Raw genomic sequence first — 15,408 nt, 5'->3', positions numbered from 1 at the left:
GCCCCGCAAACGCGGGGCTTTTGGCGTGTGGCCAGCTTAGACGGCAGCAGCCTCGGCGGTTTCGTGGAAGACCAGCTCCACCTTCTCTTCGGCGGTCAGCTCGACTGTCACCTCGCCACCGCCCGCCAAGCGGCCGAACAACAGCTCGTCGGCCAGCGCCTTGCGGATGGTGTCCTGGATCAGGCGCGCCATCGGGCGGGCGCCCATCAGCGGGTCGAAACCTTTCTTCGCCAGGTGCTTGCGCAGGCTGTCGCTGAAGTGGATTTCCACTTTCTTGTCGGACAGTTGCTGTTCCAGCTGCATCAGGAACTTGTCCACCACCTGCAGGATGATCTCCTCGTTCAGCATGCCGAACGGGATGATGGCATCCAGCCGGTTGCGGAACTCCGGGCTGAACAGGCGCTTGATGTCGGCCATTTCGTCGCCGGCCTGCTTGCTGCCGGTAAAACCGATCGACGACTTGGACAGCGACTCGGCACCGGCGTTGGTGGTCATGATGATCACCACGTTGCGGAAATCCGCCTTGCGGCCATTGTTGTCGGTCAGCGTGCCGTGGTCCATCACCTGCAGCAGCACGTTGAAGATGTCCGGGTGCGCTTTCTCGATCTCGTCCAGCAGCAGCACCGCGTACGGGTGCTTGGTGATCTGCTCGGTCAGCAGGCCGCCCTGTTCGAAGCCGACGTAGCCCGGTGGCGCGCCGATCAGGCGGCTGACGGCGTGGCGTTCCATGTACTCGGACATATCGAAACGCAGCAGCTCGACACCCAGGAAGTAGGCCAGTTGCTTGGCCACCTCGGTCTTGCCGACGCCGGTGGGGCCGGAGAACAGGAAGGAGCCGATCGGCTTGTTGGGGTTACCCAGGCCGGAGCGCGACATCTTGATGGCAGCGGCCAGCGCATCGATGGCCTTGTCCTGGCCAAACACCACGTTTTTCAGGTCGCGGTCCAGGTTCTTCAGTACATTGCGGTCGTCGCTGCTGATGTTCTTGGCCGGAATGCGGGCGATCTTGGCGATGATCTCCTCGATTTCGGCCTTGTTGATCACCTTTTTCTGCTTCGACTTCGGCAGGATCTTCTGCGCGGCACCGGCTTCGTCGATCACGTCGATGGCCTTGTCCGGCAGGTGACGGTCGTTGATGTAACGCGCCGACAGCTCGGCGGCGGTAGACAACGCGGCCAACGTGTACTTGACGCCGTGGTGTGCCTCGAAGCGGCTCTTCAGCCCCTTCAGGATCTCGATCGTCTGCTCCACCGACGGTTCCGGCACGTCGATCTTCTGGAAGCGGCGCGACAGTGCGCTGTCTTTTTCGAAGATGCCGCGGTACTCGGTGTAGGTGGTGGCACCGATGCAACGCAGGCTACCGTTGGACAGCGCCGGTTTCAGCAGGTTGGACGCGTCCAGCGTGCCGCCGGAGGCGGCGCCAGCACCGATCAGGGTGTGAATCTCGTCGATGAACAGGATGGCGTGGCTGTCTTCTGCCAGTTGCTTGATCACCTGTTTCAGGCGCTGTTCGAAGTCGCCACGGTATTTGGTGCCGGCCAGCAGGGCGCCCATGTCCAGCGAGTAGACGGTGGCTTTGGCCAGTACCTCGGGCACCTCGCCGGCTACGATACGGCGCGCCAGGCCTTCGGCAATGGCGGTCTTGCCCACGCCGGCTTCGCCCACCAGCAGCGGGTTGTTCTTGCGGCGACGGCACAGGATCTGGATAACACGCTCTACCTCGTGCTCGCGGCCGATCAGCGGGTCGATGCGGCCATCACGGGCAAACTGGTTGAGGTTTTGCGTGTAGTTTTCCAGCGCACCGCCCGGGGCGTTGTTGCTGTCCTCGCTATCACTTTCGCCGGAGCTGTCGTGATGGGAATCCTGGCCGGCAGCCGGTTTGGAGCTCTGCTTGGTAATGCCGTGCGAGATGAAATTCACCACGTCCAGGCGCGAGATACCTTGCTGGTGCAGGTAGTACACGGCGTGCGAGTCTTTCTCGCCGAAGATGGCCACCAGGATATTGGCCCCGGTCACTTCCTTCTTGCCGGACGATTGCACGTGCAGGATGGCGCGCTGGATCACGCGCTGGAAGCCCAGTGTGGGCTGGGTTTCCACCTCGGCTTCACCAGGCACGGTGGGGGTGTGTTCGTCGATAAAGTCCCCCAGCTGCTTCTTCAGCTGGTCGATGTTGGCGCCGCAGGCGCGGAGGACTTCGGCGGCAGACGGGTTGTCGGTCATCGCCAGGAGCAGGTGCTCCACGCTGATGAACTCGTGCCGTTTGCGGCGTGCATCCATAAAGGCCATGTGCAGGCTGACTTCCAGTTCTTGGGCAATCATCAGTTTTCCTCCATGACACACTGCAGTGGATGCTGGTGCGTTTGTGCGTACTGCGTCACTTGCTCTACCTTGGTGGCGGCAATGTCTTTGGTGTAAATGCCACAAAGTCCCTTGCCCTGATTGTGCACCTGCAGCATCACGGTTGTCGCCTTTTCAGCGTTCATGTGAAAGAAATGCTGCAGTACATCAACGACAAAGTCCATTGGGGTGAAATCGTCGTTTAATAACAATACCTTATACAGCGGTGGGGGTTTGGTCGTGGCTTTCTGAGCGTCGACCGACACATCATCCTTGTACTGCGTAGACATGGGAACCTTCTGCGAATTCGCGCTTAATTCAATTTTGGTTCGGATACCGGGTTTTTCAAGCCCTGAACTTTTGGCTTGGTGTCTTGACGTTGTCACATGCTACGGGTAGAAATACAGACGGTGCTTGGTTTGCATCGCTGGCTGTGTGTCACCCATACCTGCTGCAGCGTGTAAGCTCGAAACGCTAGGACTCACCACCCTGTTTACTTTATGCATGCAAGGATAGTTACACATGGCAACTGGTATTGTTAAGTGGTTCAACGACGCTAAAGGTTTCGGCTTCATCACTCCGGACGAAGGCGGTGATGACCTGTTCGCGCACTTCTCCGCGATCAACATGCAAGGCTTCAAGTCGCTGACCGAAGGCCAGCGCGTAAGCTTTGACGTGGTGCAAGGCCCGAAAGGCAAACAAGCTTCCAACATCCAGAAGGCCTAAGCGCAAGCTGCCTTCCTGATGTGACGACCTTGATGTCGTACGCAAAAACCGCATCTTCCGATGCGGTTTTTTTGCGTCTGGGGGCGTGCATCGGTGCTGGCAGAACACTGCGTTCTGCCAGCACCGCTTCAACAGGGCTGCCGCGCCAGGCGCGCCGCGCGCGATGGCAACAGCTGGCGCTGCAGCGCGTAAAAGGTGATGGCACCGATGGTGGCCAGCATCAGCCACGGCAGGGCCGGCAGCCCCAGGCTGCGCGACAGGTCCAGTAGCCAGCCGCCGCCTAGGTAGCCGGTAGCACCACCCAGCGCCAGCCCCAGCCGGCTGGTGCCACTGTAGCCAGCACGGGCTTCGCTGTTGGCGTAGCCGGCCAGCAGGGCTTCGCGTGCCGGTTCGGTGATCAGGCTGCCGGTATAGAACAGTGCCAGTAGTGGCATGGCCAGCCACAGGCTGCCCGCCCACGCCATCAGCAGCAGGCTGACGCTCATCAGGGCGATGCCGGCCAGCACGCGCTGCGCCAGGCTGAGGTGGCGTTCGCCCAGCTTGGCCAGCGGGTACAACAGGGTCAGCGACAGCGTGGTTTCCATGGCGTACAGCCAGCCCACCACTTGCGGGGTGCCGGCCATCTGCTTCAGCACGATGGGCACCAGCAGCATGATCTGCACGCCCAGGACGTAGTAGCCGCTAAGGGTCAGTACCAGTTGCATGTAGCGGCGATCGCCCAGTACGGTGCGGATGGAGGCCAGCGGCGACGTTTTGCCGCTGGCGACGCGGTAAGCCGGTAATAGCCACAGGTTGGCCGCCGCCGCCAGCACGAACACCGCACAGCCGCCCATGCCCACCCACCAGAAGTCGAAATGCAGCAGCCAGGAGCCGAGCATGGCCCCGCTGACGGCGGCAGCGCTCTCCCACATCATCAACAGCGTGTAGAAGTGGTTGCGTTCACGGGCGCGGGTGAGCTTGATGATCAGCGCGGCGCGGGGCGGGTCGAACAGCATGCCGCCCAAGCCCGACAACACACAGGAAAACACCAGTGCCGCCGGGCTGGTGGCGGCCGCCATGGTGGCAAAACCGGCGGCGCGCAGCAGCATGCCGCTCACGATCAGCGGTTTGGCGCCGTAACGGTCGGCCAGTGAGCCACCGAGCAAGCCCAGTCCCTGCTGCATCAGCTGGCGGATGGCCAGCGCCAGCCCGACGGCGGCGGCGGCCCAGCCCAGCTGGTCGACAAAATGCAGGCTGATCAGCGGAAACACGCAGAAAAAGCCGAATACCACCAGGATGTTGTCGAGCATGATGAAACGCCTGCCCAGGCGCCGTGCCTGCTCTGCCGAAGCCATGATCTGCCCCTGAATGAAGGATGTGCTTCATTGTGGTGCGGCATCAGCTATCATGGAAGCCGTTAACTGCTAATAATTGCTATGGGTTTTCTTTATGGCTATCTCGCTGGATGACCTCGCCTTGTTGATCGATATCGTCGATTGCGGCAGCTTTAGCCAGGCGGCAGCACGGCGCGGCTGGTCGCAGCCGCAGGTGAGCCAGCGCGTGGCGCTGCTGGAGGCCAATGTGGGGGCGCAGCTGTTCCGTCGCCATCGCCGTGGCGCGGTGCCGACGCCGGCGTGCGAGGCGTACCTGCCGGCTGCGCGGCAGGCATTGGCGATCCTGGACGATGGCCGCCGCGCGGTACAGGGCGTGCCGGCACTGCCGCGCCTGACGCTGGCCTGCCTGCCATCGCTGGCGTCGGTGGTGTTTGGCCCGGTGCTGGTGGCGCTGGCCGAGGCGCCGTTCGAGATCCGCTGCAGCACCGATCATTCGCCTGCCATCATGGAACGCTTGCTGACCGATGGCGTACAGGTGGGCTTCGTGCTGAAGTGCCCGCCGATGGCCGGCATCCAGATGGAGCGCATCTGGTGCTCGCCCATCGTGCCGGTGGTGCACAAGCGCCACCCGCTGGCGCAGCGTGGCGAGCTGACGCTAGCCGAGGTGGCCAACGCGCGGCTGGCGCCGCAGTACTGGGGCGACGGTTGCGATACCTTGCTGGCCTTGCTGCGCCAGCAGCGTACCGCTAGCGGCCCGCTGCACGCCATCCAGCCAGCCAGCGCCGCGCGCGAGCTGGCGATGGAGCACGGCTTCCTCACCTTCATGCCGGAGGTGGCGGTGAAGCGCGACCTGCGCGAAGGCCGGCTGGTGAAGCTGGCCATCCGTGATCTGCCGCTGTGGCAGTGGGAGGTGATGATGGCGTGGCGCGCCGGAAAGCGCAGCGATGCCCCGAAGCAGCTGGTGCTGGATACCGTGCGGGCGATGGCGCCGGATTGGGCCTGATGCGGCCAACGTTGGCCGCAGCCGGACGTAGCAAGGCCCTGCCTGGCGGCAGGGCCTTGCCCAGCGGTTTGACCCAGCCGGTTTGCCTTGCACACCGGCTGGGTAGTGTAAACGGGAAGGCTGCGGGGGCAAGATGGAAGTGGTGCGGCCCGGCTTGGCCGGGTCCGCTGAGCGCTTGGTTGCCACTGTGTCTGCAGCCTGTACAAGGCCCTGCCTGGCGGCAGGGCCTTGTGTCTTGACCGCAGCCGGTGCGTTACATGCGCGCGATCATGGCGTCGCCAAACTCGGAGCACGACACCTCGGTGGCGCCGTCCATCAGCCGGGCAAAGTCGTAGGTGACTACCTTGTCGCCAATGGCGGCTTCCATGGCGCGAATCACCAGGTCGGCCGCTTCTTTCCAGCCCAGGTGGCGCAGCATCATCTCGGCTGACAGGATCAGCGAACCGGGGTTCACCTTGTCGAGGCCGGCGTACTTGGGCGCGGTGCCGTGGGTGGCTTCAAAGCAGGCGTACTGGTCGGAGATATTGGCGCCGGGGGCGATGCCGATGCCGCCCACCTGCGCCGCCAGCGCGTCCGAGATGTAATCGCCGTTCAGGTTGGTGGTGGCAATCACGTCGTATTCGGCCGGGCGCAGCAGGATCTGCTGCAGGAAGGCGTCGGCGATGGCGTCCTTGATCACGATACCGTTCGGCAGCTTTAGCCACGGGCCGCCGTCGATTTCCACGCCGCCGAATTCGCGCTTGGCCAGTGCGTAGGCGGTATCGCGGAAGTTACCCTCGGTAAACTTCATGATATTGCCCTTGTGCACGATGGTGACCGACTTGCGCTGGTTGTCGATGGCGTACTGGATGGCGGCGCGCACCAGCCGCTCGCTGCCTTCCACCGAAATCGGCTTGATGCCGATGCCGGAGCTGGTCGGGAAGCGGATTTTCTTCACGCCCATTTCTTGTTGCAGAAACCCAATCACCTTCTGGACCGCCTCGGTACCGTGCGCCCACTCGATGCCGGCGTAAATATCCTCGGTGTTTTCGCGGAAGATCACCATGTTCACCAGCTCCGGCTGCTTCAAGGGCGACGGTACGCCTTTGAAATACTGCACCGGGCGCACGCACTGGTACAAGTCCAGCTCCTGGCGCAGCGCCACGTTCAGCGAGCGGATGCCACCGCCCACCGGCGTGGTCATCGGGCCTTTGATCGATACCGAGTATTCCTTCAACGCGTCGAAGGTTTCGCGTGGCAGCCACTCGTCCGGGCCATACAGGCGGGTGGATTTCTCGCCGGCGTACACCTCCATCCAGTGGATCTTTTTTTGCCCGCCGTAGGCCTTGGCTACTGCGGCATCGATAACCTTGATCATCACCGGCGTGATGTCGATACCGATACCGTCGCCTTCGATGTACGGGATGATGGGCTGGTCGGGTGTCGGCTGGCCCGGGACGATCTTCTGGCCACCGGCCGGCACTTTGATATGCGATACGCTCATGTCGTGCTCTCCTGTTGCTGCTGTGGTGCAGGGTGGGCTGCATGGGAAACGGTAGGACCATCGCCAGCCGGGAATGTTGCCGCAGCATGGTCAAGGCTGGCGCAGGCGGCGACGTTGGCCGCAACGGTCTGCTTTGCTAGTTATTGTGCACACTGTGGCTGATTGCCAGCCCGGCAATAAAAACGCCCCTGCGGCGTCTGCGGCAGGGGCGTGGGGTAGCGCGGGGCAGGATCAGGCCAGTGCGTCAGCCAGGATCTTGTTCAGCGTAGCGCTCGGGCACATTACGGCGCGGGTTTTTTCCGCATCCGGCAGGTAGTAGCCACCGATGTCGGCCGGCTGGCCTTGTACCGCTTTCAGCTCGTCGATGATCTGCTGTTCCTGACCGGCAAGTTGGGCGGCAACCGGTGCGAAGTGGGCCTTCAGCTCGGCATCGTCGTTCTGCTCGGCCAGTGCTTGCGCCCAGTAGGTGGCCAGGTAGTACTGGCTGCCACGGTTGTCCAGCTCACCGGTGCGGCGCGACGGCGATTTGTCGTTGTCCAGCAGCTTGCCGGTGGCTTCGTCCAGCGTTTTGGCCAGGATCTTGGCCTTGGTGTTGCCGGTCTTGATGCCCAGCTCTTCCAGGCTCACCGCCAGTGCCAGGAACTCGCCCAGGCTGTCCCAGCGCAGGTGATTTTCTTCCAGCAGCTGTTGCACGTGTTTCGGGGCCGAACCGCCGGCGCCGGTTTCGTACATGCCGCCACCAGCCATCAGCGGCACGATGGACAGCATCTTGGCGCTGGTGCCCAGTTCCATGATCGGGAACAGGTCGGTCAGGTAGTCGCGCAGGATGTTGCCGGTAACCGAGATGGTGTCCAGGCCGCGAGCAACGCGTTCCAGCGTGTAACGCATGGCACGAACCTGCGACATGATGTGGATGTCCAGACCGCTGGTGTCGTAGTCCTGCAGGTAGGTTTTTACCTTCTTGATCAGCTCGTTTTCGTGCGGACGGTACGGGTCCAGCCAGAACACGGCCGGCATGCCGGAGTTGCGGGCACGGGTAACGGCCAGTTTTACCCAGTCGCGGATCGGCGCGTCTTTCACCTGGCACATGCGCCAGATGTCGCCGGCTTCCACGTTCTGGCTCAGCAGCACTTCGCCGGTAGCCAGGTCAACGATGTTGGCTTGGCCATCAGCCGGGATTTCGAAGGTCTTGTCGTGCGAACCGTACTCTTCGGCTTTCTGCGCCATCAGGCCCACGTTAGGCACGGTGCCCATGGTGCGCGGGTCGAAGTTGCCGTGCCATTTGCAGAAGTTGATCATCTCCTGGTAAATGCGGGCAAAGGTGGATTCCGGCATCACGGCCTTGCAGTCGGCCGGCTTGCCGTCAGCACCCCACATCTTGCCGCCGTTGCGGATCATCGCCGGCATGGAGGCATCGACGATCACGTCGTTCGGCGAGTGGAAGTTGGTAATGCCCTTGGCGGAGTCCACCATGGCCAGACGCGGACGGTGTTCCTGGCAGGCGTGCAGGTCGCGGATGATTTCTTCGCGCTTGGAAGCCGGCAGGGTTTCGATTTTTTCGTACAGTGTGGCCATGCCGTTGTTGACGTTGATGCCCAGTTCGTCAAACAGCTTGCCGTGCTTCTCGAAAGCGTCTTTGTAGTAGATCTTCACGCAGTGGCCGAACACGATGGGGTGGGACACCTTCATCATGGTGGCTTTCACGTGCAGCGAGAACAGGATGCCGGCTTCGCGGCAGTCTTCCATCTCGCGCTCGTAGAATTCGCACAGCGCTTTCTTGCTCATGAACATGGAGTCGATGATCTCGCCGTCCTGCAGCGCCACTTTTGGCTTCAGCACGATGGTTTCGCCGGCCTTGGTCACCAGTTCCATTTTCACGTCACGGGCGCGGTCCAGGGTCATGGACTTTTCACCGTGGTAGAAGTCACCGTGGTGCATGTGGGAAACGTGGGTCTGCGACGCCTGTTTCCATTCGCCCATGCTGTGCGGGTGCTTCTTGGCGTAGTTTTTCACCGCCAGCGGGGCGCGGCGGTCGGAGTTGCCTTCGCGCAACACCGGGTTCACGGCGGAGCCCAGACATTTGGCGTAGCGGGCCTTGATGGCTTTCTCTTCGTCGTTAGTCGGGTTTTCCGGGTAGTCGGGTACGGCGTAACCCTTGGACTGCAGTTCCTTGATGCAGGCCATCAGCTGGGCCACGGAGGCGCTGATGTTCGGCAGCTTGATGATGTTGGTGTCCGGGTTCTGGGTCAGTTTGCCCAGCTCGCTCAGGGTGTCCGGGACTTTCTGCTCGTCGCGCAGGAAGTCGGGGAACTCGGCCAGAACGCGGGCGGCAACCGAGATGTCGGCGGTTTCCACGTTCACGCCGGCGGCGTCGGTAAAAGTACGGATGATGGGCAGGAAGGCACTGGTAGCCAGCGCGGGAGCTTCATCGGTCAGGGTGTAGATGATGGTCGGCTTTTCCGAAGGCATTACTCTATCTCCATGATTATTGTTGGACGCCAGAACTGATACGCATACCGCCAGGGGGGGGGGCGGCACACGGCCGTACACGGAAAGGCAAACTGAAAGCGGGCGCGGCGGGGAGCCGCCAGTGGCCCGGCAGGCACCGCCATGGCAGGCAGGCTTTCGGTTGACTTTTCAAAAATGAATTATACCTCTCTATGCAGCGCTTGATTGTAGCGTATCCGAACTTTGCTGCGGCGCAGAATGTAAACAACTGTTCGAATCTGAATGCCGGGCTGCGCCTTTTGCCAGTCTGGCTATCGCTTTAGGTGGCGGCAGTGTGGCATGCGGCCAACTAGCGTGGCCGGCGTGCCCCCTGCTTGTTATCATCGCGCCCATTGTTATTGTCCGAATCGGCCCGCCATGCCCCGTCTCATCCTGTTCAACAAGCCTTACGGCGTGATCTGCCAGTTTTCGCAGCACGAACTGCACCCCACCCTGAAAGACCACCTGGCCATCCCCGGCGTGTACCCGGCCGGCCGGCTGGACACCGACAGCGAAGGCCTGCTGTTGCTGACGGGGGACGGCGAGCTGCAACACCGCATCAGCGACCCGCGCTGGAAACAGCCGAAAACCTACTGGGTGCAAGTGGAGGGCCGCGCCACCGAGGCCCAGCTGCAGGCACTGCGCGATGGCGTGGACCTGGGCGACTTCGTGACCCAGCCGGCGCAAGCGCGTGTGTTGCCGGAGGCGCCCCCGCTGTGGGAGCGCAAGCCGCCGGTGCGTTTTCGCAAGACGGTGCCCGATTGCTGGCTGGAGATCATCATCAGCGAAGGCAAGAACCGCCAGGTACGCCGCATGACGGCCAAGGTGGGTTTGCCAACGCTGCGTCTGGTGCGTGCCGCCGTCGGCCCGTGGCAGCTGGACGGCTTGCAGCCAGGGGAGTGGCGCGAGCTGGACGTGGCGCTTGCCGACCTGCCACGCACGCTGCATGCTAAAGACTTGGCCAAGCCCAAACCGCGTGCGCCCGGCCCGCGTCAGCGCAGCGCCGAGCCGGCCGCTACGCCGCAACCGTCGCGCCAGATGCCGCGCTTCCGCTTTGCCAAAAAGGGTTAGCGGCACCGCGTTGCACAAGATGGAGGATGCGCCCGCTGGCCGGTCATTGCCCGTTTGCCATTGCCGACAGGGGGCCGCATGCAGATACCCGAATCGTACAACCCGGTGGCCCGCGACATCGCGCTGGCGCTGGTGGCCGGTTTTGACCGCCACTACCGTTTATTCCAGGCCACTAGCCGCCGTGCCAAGGCGCTGTTCGAACAGGCCGACTGGCAGGGCGTGCAGCAGCTAGTGCGCGAACGCATCCAGTACTACGACGAACGCGTCAGCGAAACCGTGGTTCAGCTCAATACCGAACTGCATGCCGCGCTGCTGGACGACGAAATCTGGCAGCAGGCCAAGCTGTACTACATCGGCCTGCTGACCAACCACAAACAGCCGGAGCTGGCGGAAACCTTCTTCAATTCGGTGTTCACCCGCATCCTGCACCGCGACTACTTCAATAACGATTTCATCTTCATCCGCCCGGCCATCTCCACCGAGTACATCGAGTCCGACCCGCCGTCCTACCGCAGCTACTACCCCGGCAGCAGCGGGCTGCGCCATGTACTGCGCCGCATCGTGGCCGACTTTGGCTGGCAACGGCCGTTTGCCCACCTGGGGCGGGATCTGGCGCGGGTGATCCGCGCCGTGCACGAACACTTTGCCGCACGTTGGCCGCAGGCCGAAGCCAGCTACCAGATCCAGGTGTTGTCCAGCGCGTTTTACCGCAACAAGAGCGCCTATATTTTCGGCAAGGTGATCAACGGCGCCCAGGTGTACCCGTTTGCGGTACCGGTGCTACACGACACCGACGGCCGGCTGTACCTCGATACCGTGTTGCTGGAAGCGTGGCGCATCGGCGTACTGTTTTCGTTCAGCCGCGCCTACTTTCTGGTGGATATGGACGTGCCGTCGGCTTATGTGCAGTTTTTGCGCAGCATGCTGCCCACCAAGACCAAAGCCGAGCTGTACACCATGCTGGGGCTGCAGAAGCAGGGCAAGAACACCTTCTACCGCGACTTCATGCAGCACCTGCAGCACTCGCGCGACCCGTTCACCGTGGCGCCCGGCATTCGCGGCCTGGTGATGCTGGTGTTCACGCTGCCGTCCTACCCGTATGTGTTCAAGCTGATCAAGGACGTATTCGGCGGCCCCAAGGACATGGACCGCGACACGGTGAAGCGCAAGTACCAGCTGGTGAAGCGGCACGACCGGGTTGGCCGCATGGCCGACACGCTGGAGTTCTCCAACGTGGCGTTTCCCAAGGCGCGCTTCACGCCGGCCTTGCTGGACGAGCTGCGGCAGCAGGCAGCGCTATCGCTGGAGGAGGGGGAAGACACGGTGGTGATTCGCCACCTGTACATCGAGCGGCGCATGAAGCCGCTGAACCTGTATCTGATGCAGTGCGATGCGGCGGAAAAAGAGCGCGTGGTGCGCGAGTACGGTGACGCCATCAAGGACCTGGCTACCGCCAATATCTTCCCGGGTGACATGTTGTTCAAAAACTTCGGTGTTACCCGCTACGGTCGTGTGATCTTTTACGATTATGACGAAATTGAATACATGACCGATTGCAACTTCCGCCGCATTCCGTCGGCACCGAACCCCGAAATGGAGCTGTCCGGCGAGGTGTGGTACCCGGTGGCGCGTGGTGATGTGTTTCCGGAAGAGTTTGCTACGTTTTTGCTGGGCGACCCGGCCATCCGCCGCACCTTCCTGCACTACCACCGCGACCTGCTGGACGTTGGCTTCTGGCAGCAGCGCCAGCAGCGCATCCGGGATGGCATCATCGAGGACTTCTACCCCTACCCGGTGGAAATGCGCTTTTGCCACCGTTATCCCAGCCCCGCACAGGCATGAAAAAGGGAGGCTTGCGCCTCCCTTGTGCGTTGACCCGTGATGTCTAGTCGCAGCGGTGGCTGTCGAAATAGGCGATCGGGCCGGCGCTGGTCAAACCGATGTGGAAACAGCTTTCTTCCGGAAACAGCTCCCCGGCGTTTTCAGCCGCACGAACCACCTCGAACAGGATCTCCACTTCCTTGAAATACTTGGCGATACGGTCATTGCCTTCCAGCCAGCCCAGAATGGCATCGCGCTGCGGGTGATCGTTTTCCAGCGTCAGCGCGCACTGGTTGCAACTGACAAAGCTGATGGCAGGCGGGATGGCGATGCCCAGCGGAGCAAGGTCGGCTCGGACCATCTGGGCAAATTGCGACAATTCCTTGCTGGCACGCTCGCGGATGCCCGAGAGCGGCAGGGCTTCGCCGCCATTAGCCGAACCGAACAGACGAGCCAGGGCAGACGAAACGGCAGTACCTTCTGCATACATGGTGCGACTATCTCCTTATCGGGTTGTTGGTATTAACCTCATTGTAGGAAACATCATGCAGATTACCTGAATTTATTTTGCCATTTTTTTCAGCGTATACAGCAGCTCCAGCGCCTGGCGCGGGGTCAGTTCGTCCACGTCGGTGTCGGCCAGCAGTTCCACCGCCGGGTGCGGTTCCGGCTCGTGCTGGATCACCACCGGGGTGCTGAACAGGTCGGGCTGCGCGCGCGCCGCCGATTCGTTTTCCAGCTCGGTCAGGTAACGCCGCGCCTCGCGGATGACCTTCGGCGGTACGCCGGCCAGCTGGGCCACCGCCAGGCCGTAGCTCTGGCTGGCGGGGCCGTCTTCCACGTGGTGCAGGAATACGATGCGGTCCTTGTGTTCCACTGCCGACAGGTGCACGTTGGCCACGCTGTTGTACTCGCTGGCGAGGCTGGTCAGTTCGAAGTAGTGGGTGGCAAACAGCGTATAGGCGCGGTTTTTCTCGATCAGCGCCCGGGCGATGGCCCACGCCAGCGCCAGGCCGTCGAAGGTGGAGGTGCCGCGGCCAACCTCGTCCATCAGCACCAGCGATTTGTCGGTGGCGTTGTTCAGGATGTTGGCGGTTTCGGTCATTTCCACCATGAAGGTCGAACGGCCGCCGGCCAGGTCGTCGCTGGCGCCGATGCGGGTGAAAATGCGGTCGATCTGGCCCAGCGTTGCCTGCTCGGCCGGCACAAAACTGCCGATGTGCGCCAGCAGCGTGATCAACGCGTTCTGCCGCATATAGGTGGATTTACCGCCCATGTTCGGGCCGGTAATCAGCAACAGCTTGCGCTCTGCGGCCAAGCGGGTGTCGTTGGCGATGAAGCGTTCCACCTCGGCTTCTACCACCGGGTGGCGGCCGCCGATGATTTCTAGCCGGGTGTCGGGCACGAACGTCGGCTGCACGTAGTGGTTGGTTTGCGCGCGCTCGGCAAAGGCGGCCAGCACGTCCAGGCCGGCAACCGCCTGGGCGATCAGTTTCAGCTCGGCAATGTACGGCGCCAGCTGGTCCAGCACCGCCTCGTACAGCTGCTTTTCCAGCGCCAGCGATTTGTCCTGCGCCGACAGCGCTTTGTCCTCGAAGGTTTTCAGCTCCGGCGTGATGTAGCGCTCGGCGTTTTTCAGCGTCTGGCGGCGGCGGTAGTCGTCCGGCACCTTGTCTGCTTGCGCTTTCGATACTTCGATGTAGAAGCCGTGCACGCGGTTGAATTCCACCTTCAGCGTGCTGATGCCGGTGCGTTCCTTTTCGCGCGCTTCCAGCGCCAGCAGGAAGTCGCCGCAGTCGGTCTGGATGGCGCGCAGTTCGTCCAGGTCGGCGTGGTAACCGTGGTTGATCACGCCGCCGTCGCGCAGGAAGGTGGCCGGTTCCGGCAGGATGGCGGTGGCCAGCAGGCTTTCTACCGGCGAGTCGGCCGGCAGCAGCTGTACCAGTTCGGCCAGCAGCGGTGCGTCCAGCGTGGCGGCGATGGCCTTGACGCCGGCCAGCGCGCGCAGCGAGTCGCGCAGTGCGGCCAGGTCGCGCGGGCGGGCGGTGCGCAGCGCCACGCGGGCGGTAATGCGCTCGATATCGGCCACTTCGCGCAGCTGGGTGTGGATGTCCTGATGCGCGTTCAGCAGCGCCCGTACCGCCTGCTGGCGGCGCAGCAGCTTGTCGTGGCGGCGGATCGGGTGGTGCAGCCAGTGGCGCAGCATGCGGCTGCCCATGCTGGTGGCGCAGGTGTCCAGCAGCGAGGCCAGCGTGGGCGAGGCTTCACCGCGGATGGTTTCGGTCAGCTCCAGGTTGCGGCGGGTGGCAGCGTCCATGCGGATCAGCTCGCCCGGCGCTTCTACCGCCAGTTGCGCAATATGCGCCGGGTTCACGCCCTGGGTGGATTTGACGTATTCCAGCAGCGCGCCGGCGGCGCCAACCGCCACCGGCAGCGTGTCGGCGCCAAAGCCGGCCAGGTCGCGGGTGCCGAAGTGGCGGGTTAGCGCCAGGGTGGACGATTCGGTATCGAACTGCCACGGCGGCAGTTTTTTCTTTGGCATGCCCAGGCTGTCGAACACCGCCAGGCCGGTGTCGTCCGGCAGCAGCAGTTCGGCCGGTTTCAGCCGCTCCAGCTCGCTGTGCAGCTCTTCTACGCCGGTTTGCATGACCTTGAATTCGCCGCTGGCCAGCGACAGCCAGGCCAGACCGAGCGTGCCTTTGTGCATATTGACGGCCAGTACCAGGTTGTCGCGCTTGTCGTCCAGCAGGGCGGCGTCGGTCAGCGTGCCGGGGGTGACGATGCGCACCACTTTGCGCTCTACCGGGCCTTTGCTGGTGGCCGGGTCGCCGATCTGTTCGGCGATGGCTACCGATTCGCCCATTTTCACCAGCCGTGCCAGGTAGCCTTCTGCGGCGTGGTAGGGAATGCCGGCCATCTTGATCGGCTGGCCGCCGCTGGCGCCACGCGCCGTCAGCGTAATGTCCAGCAGGCGGGCGGCTTTTTCGGCGTCGTCGTAGAACAGCTCGTAGAAGTCACCCATGCGGTAAAACAGCAGCTTGTCGGCGTGCTCTCGTTTGAGGGCAAGATATTGCTGCATCATGGGTGTGTGCTGGGCTGTGCTCATCGATAGATCCGTACTGAAAAAGGTTGGCCGCAATAGACAACGCCCCGACTGGCGGGGCGCG

10 protein-coding genes and 1 pseudogene are annotated in these 15,408 nt (G+C 62.7%); 4 read left to right on the top strand and 7 right to left on the bottom strand.

Annotated elements, in window-relative coordinates; all coding sequences use genetic code 11:
* Positions 1-36 precede the first annotated feature (36 nt).
* Together clpA and clpS are read right to left on the bottom strand one after the other, a co-directional pair.
* Entirely contained in the window at positions 37-2,319 is a 2,283-nt protein-coding gene (gene clpA / locus FLQ03_RS15865; protein ID WP_144373155.1) for an ATP-dependent Clp protease ATP-binding subunit ClpA, read from the bottom strand.
* The gene (gene clpS / locus FLQ03_RS15860; RefSeq protein ID WP_144373154.1) at positions 2,319-2,627 is read right to left on the bottom strand and encodes an ATP-dependent Clp protease adapter ClpS; all 309 of its coding nucleotides are present in this window, start codon (positions 2,625-2,627) and stop codon (positions 2,319-2,321) included. The genes clpA and clpS overlap by 1 nt, the downstream gene beginning before the upstream one ends.
* A 232-nt stretch (positions 2,628-2,859) precedes the next feature.
* Between clpS and FLQ03_RS15855 the strand changes: the two genes are divergently transcribed.
* The gene (locus tag FLQ03_RS15855) at positions 2,860-3,063 is read left to right on the top strand and encodes a cold-shock protein (protein ID WP_017509885.1); all 204 of its coding nucleotides are present in this window, start codon (positions 2,860-2,862) and stop codon (positions 3,061-3,063) included.
* A gap of 128 nt (positions 3,064-3,191) precedes the next feature.
* Here FLQ03_RS15855 and mdtH read toward each other — a convergent pair whose 3' ends face one another.
* A complete protein-coding gene (gene mdtH / locus FLQ03_RS15850; RefSeq protein ID WP_144373153.1) occupies positions 3,192-4,397 on the bottom strand; it encodes a multidrug efflux MFS transporter MdtH in 1,206 nt (401 codons plus the stop codon).
* A 94-nt stretch (positions 4,398-4,491) separates the two neighbouring features.
* On the opposite strand from mdtH, the gene FLQ03_RS15845 reads away from it, so the two are divergent.
* Positions 4,492-5,379, top strand: coding sequence for a LysR family transcriptional regulator (locus FLQ03_RS15845; RefSeq protein WP_144373152.1), 888 nt, complete (start codon positions 4,492-4,494; stop codon positions 5,377-5,379).
* 253 nt (positions 5,380-5,632) lie between these two features.
* On the opposite strand, the gene icd is transcribed toward FLQ03_RS15845, so the two are convergent.
* Entirely contained in the window at positions 5,633-6,862 is a 1,230-nt protein-coding gene (gene icd, locus FLQ03_RS15840) for an NADP-dependent isocitrate dehydrogenase (RefSeq protein WP_144373151.1), read from the bottom strand.
* A 231-nt stretch (positions 6,863-7,093) separates the two neighbouring features.
* Complete coding sequence (locus FLQ03_RS15835; protein WP_144373150.1) at positions 7,094-9,331, bottom strand: NADP-dependent isocitrate dehydrogenase; 2,238 nt, start codon at positions 9,329-9,331, stop codon at positions 7,094-7,096.
* A gap of 396 nt (positions 9,332-9,727) precedes the next feature.
* On the opposite strand from FLQ03_RS15835, the pseudogene FLQ03_RS15830 reads away from it, so the two are divergent.
* Together FLQ03_RS15830 and aceK are read left to right on the top strand one after the other, a co-directional pair.
* Positions 9,728-10,252 (top strand): annotated as a pseudogene (locus FLQ03_RS15830) (pseudouridine synthase); the annotation flags it as partial.
* Between the two features lie 246 nt (positions 10,253-10,498).
* The gene (gene aceK, locus FLQ03_RS15825) at positions 10,499-12,262 is read left to right on the top strand and encodes a bifunctional isocitrate dehydrogenase kinase/phosphatase (RefSeq protein WP_144373148.1); all 1,764 of its coding nucleotides are present in this window, start codon (positions 10,499-10,501) and stop codon (positions 12,260-12,262) included.
* 43 nt (positions 12,263-12,305) lie between these two features.
* On the opposite strand, the gene FLQ03_RS15820 is transcribed toward aceK, so the two are convergent.
* Both FLQ03_RS15820 and mutS read right to left on the bottom strand, forming a co-directional pair.
* Positions 12,306-12,731, bottom strand: a complete 426-nt coding sequence (locus FLQ03_RS15820) for a hypothetical protein (RefSeq protein WP_144373147.1) — start codon at positions 12,729-12,731, stop codon at positions 12,306-12,308.
* 72 nt (positions 12,732-12,803) lie between these two features.
* On the bottom strand, positions 12,804-15,347 hold the full coding sequence (gene mutS, locus FLQ03_RS15815; protein WP_144373146.1) for a DNA mismatch repair protein MutS: 2,544 nt from the start codon (positions 15,345-15,347) through the stop codon (positions 12,804-12,806).
* Positions 15,348-15,408 lie beyond the last annotated feature (61 nt).

Source organism: Vogesella urethralis, from assembly GCF_007644045.2.
GTDB classification, from domain to species: domain Bacteria; phylum Pseudomonadota; class Gammaproteobacteria; order Burkholderiales; family Chromobacteriaceae; genus Vogesella; species Vogesella urethralis.
The sequence above is the reverse complement of the archived record's forward strand: the minus strand, read 5'-3'. Positions and strand labels throughout refer to the sequence as shown.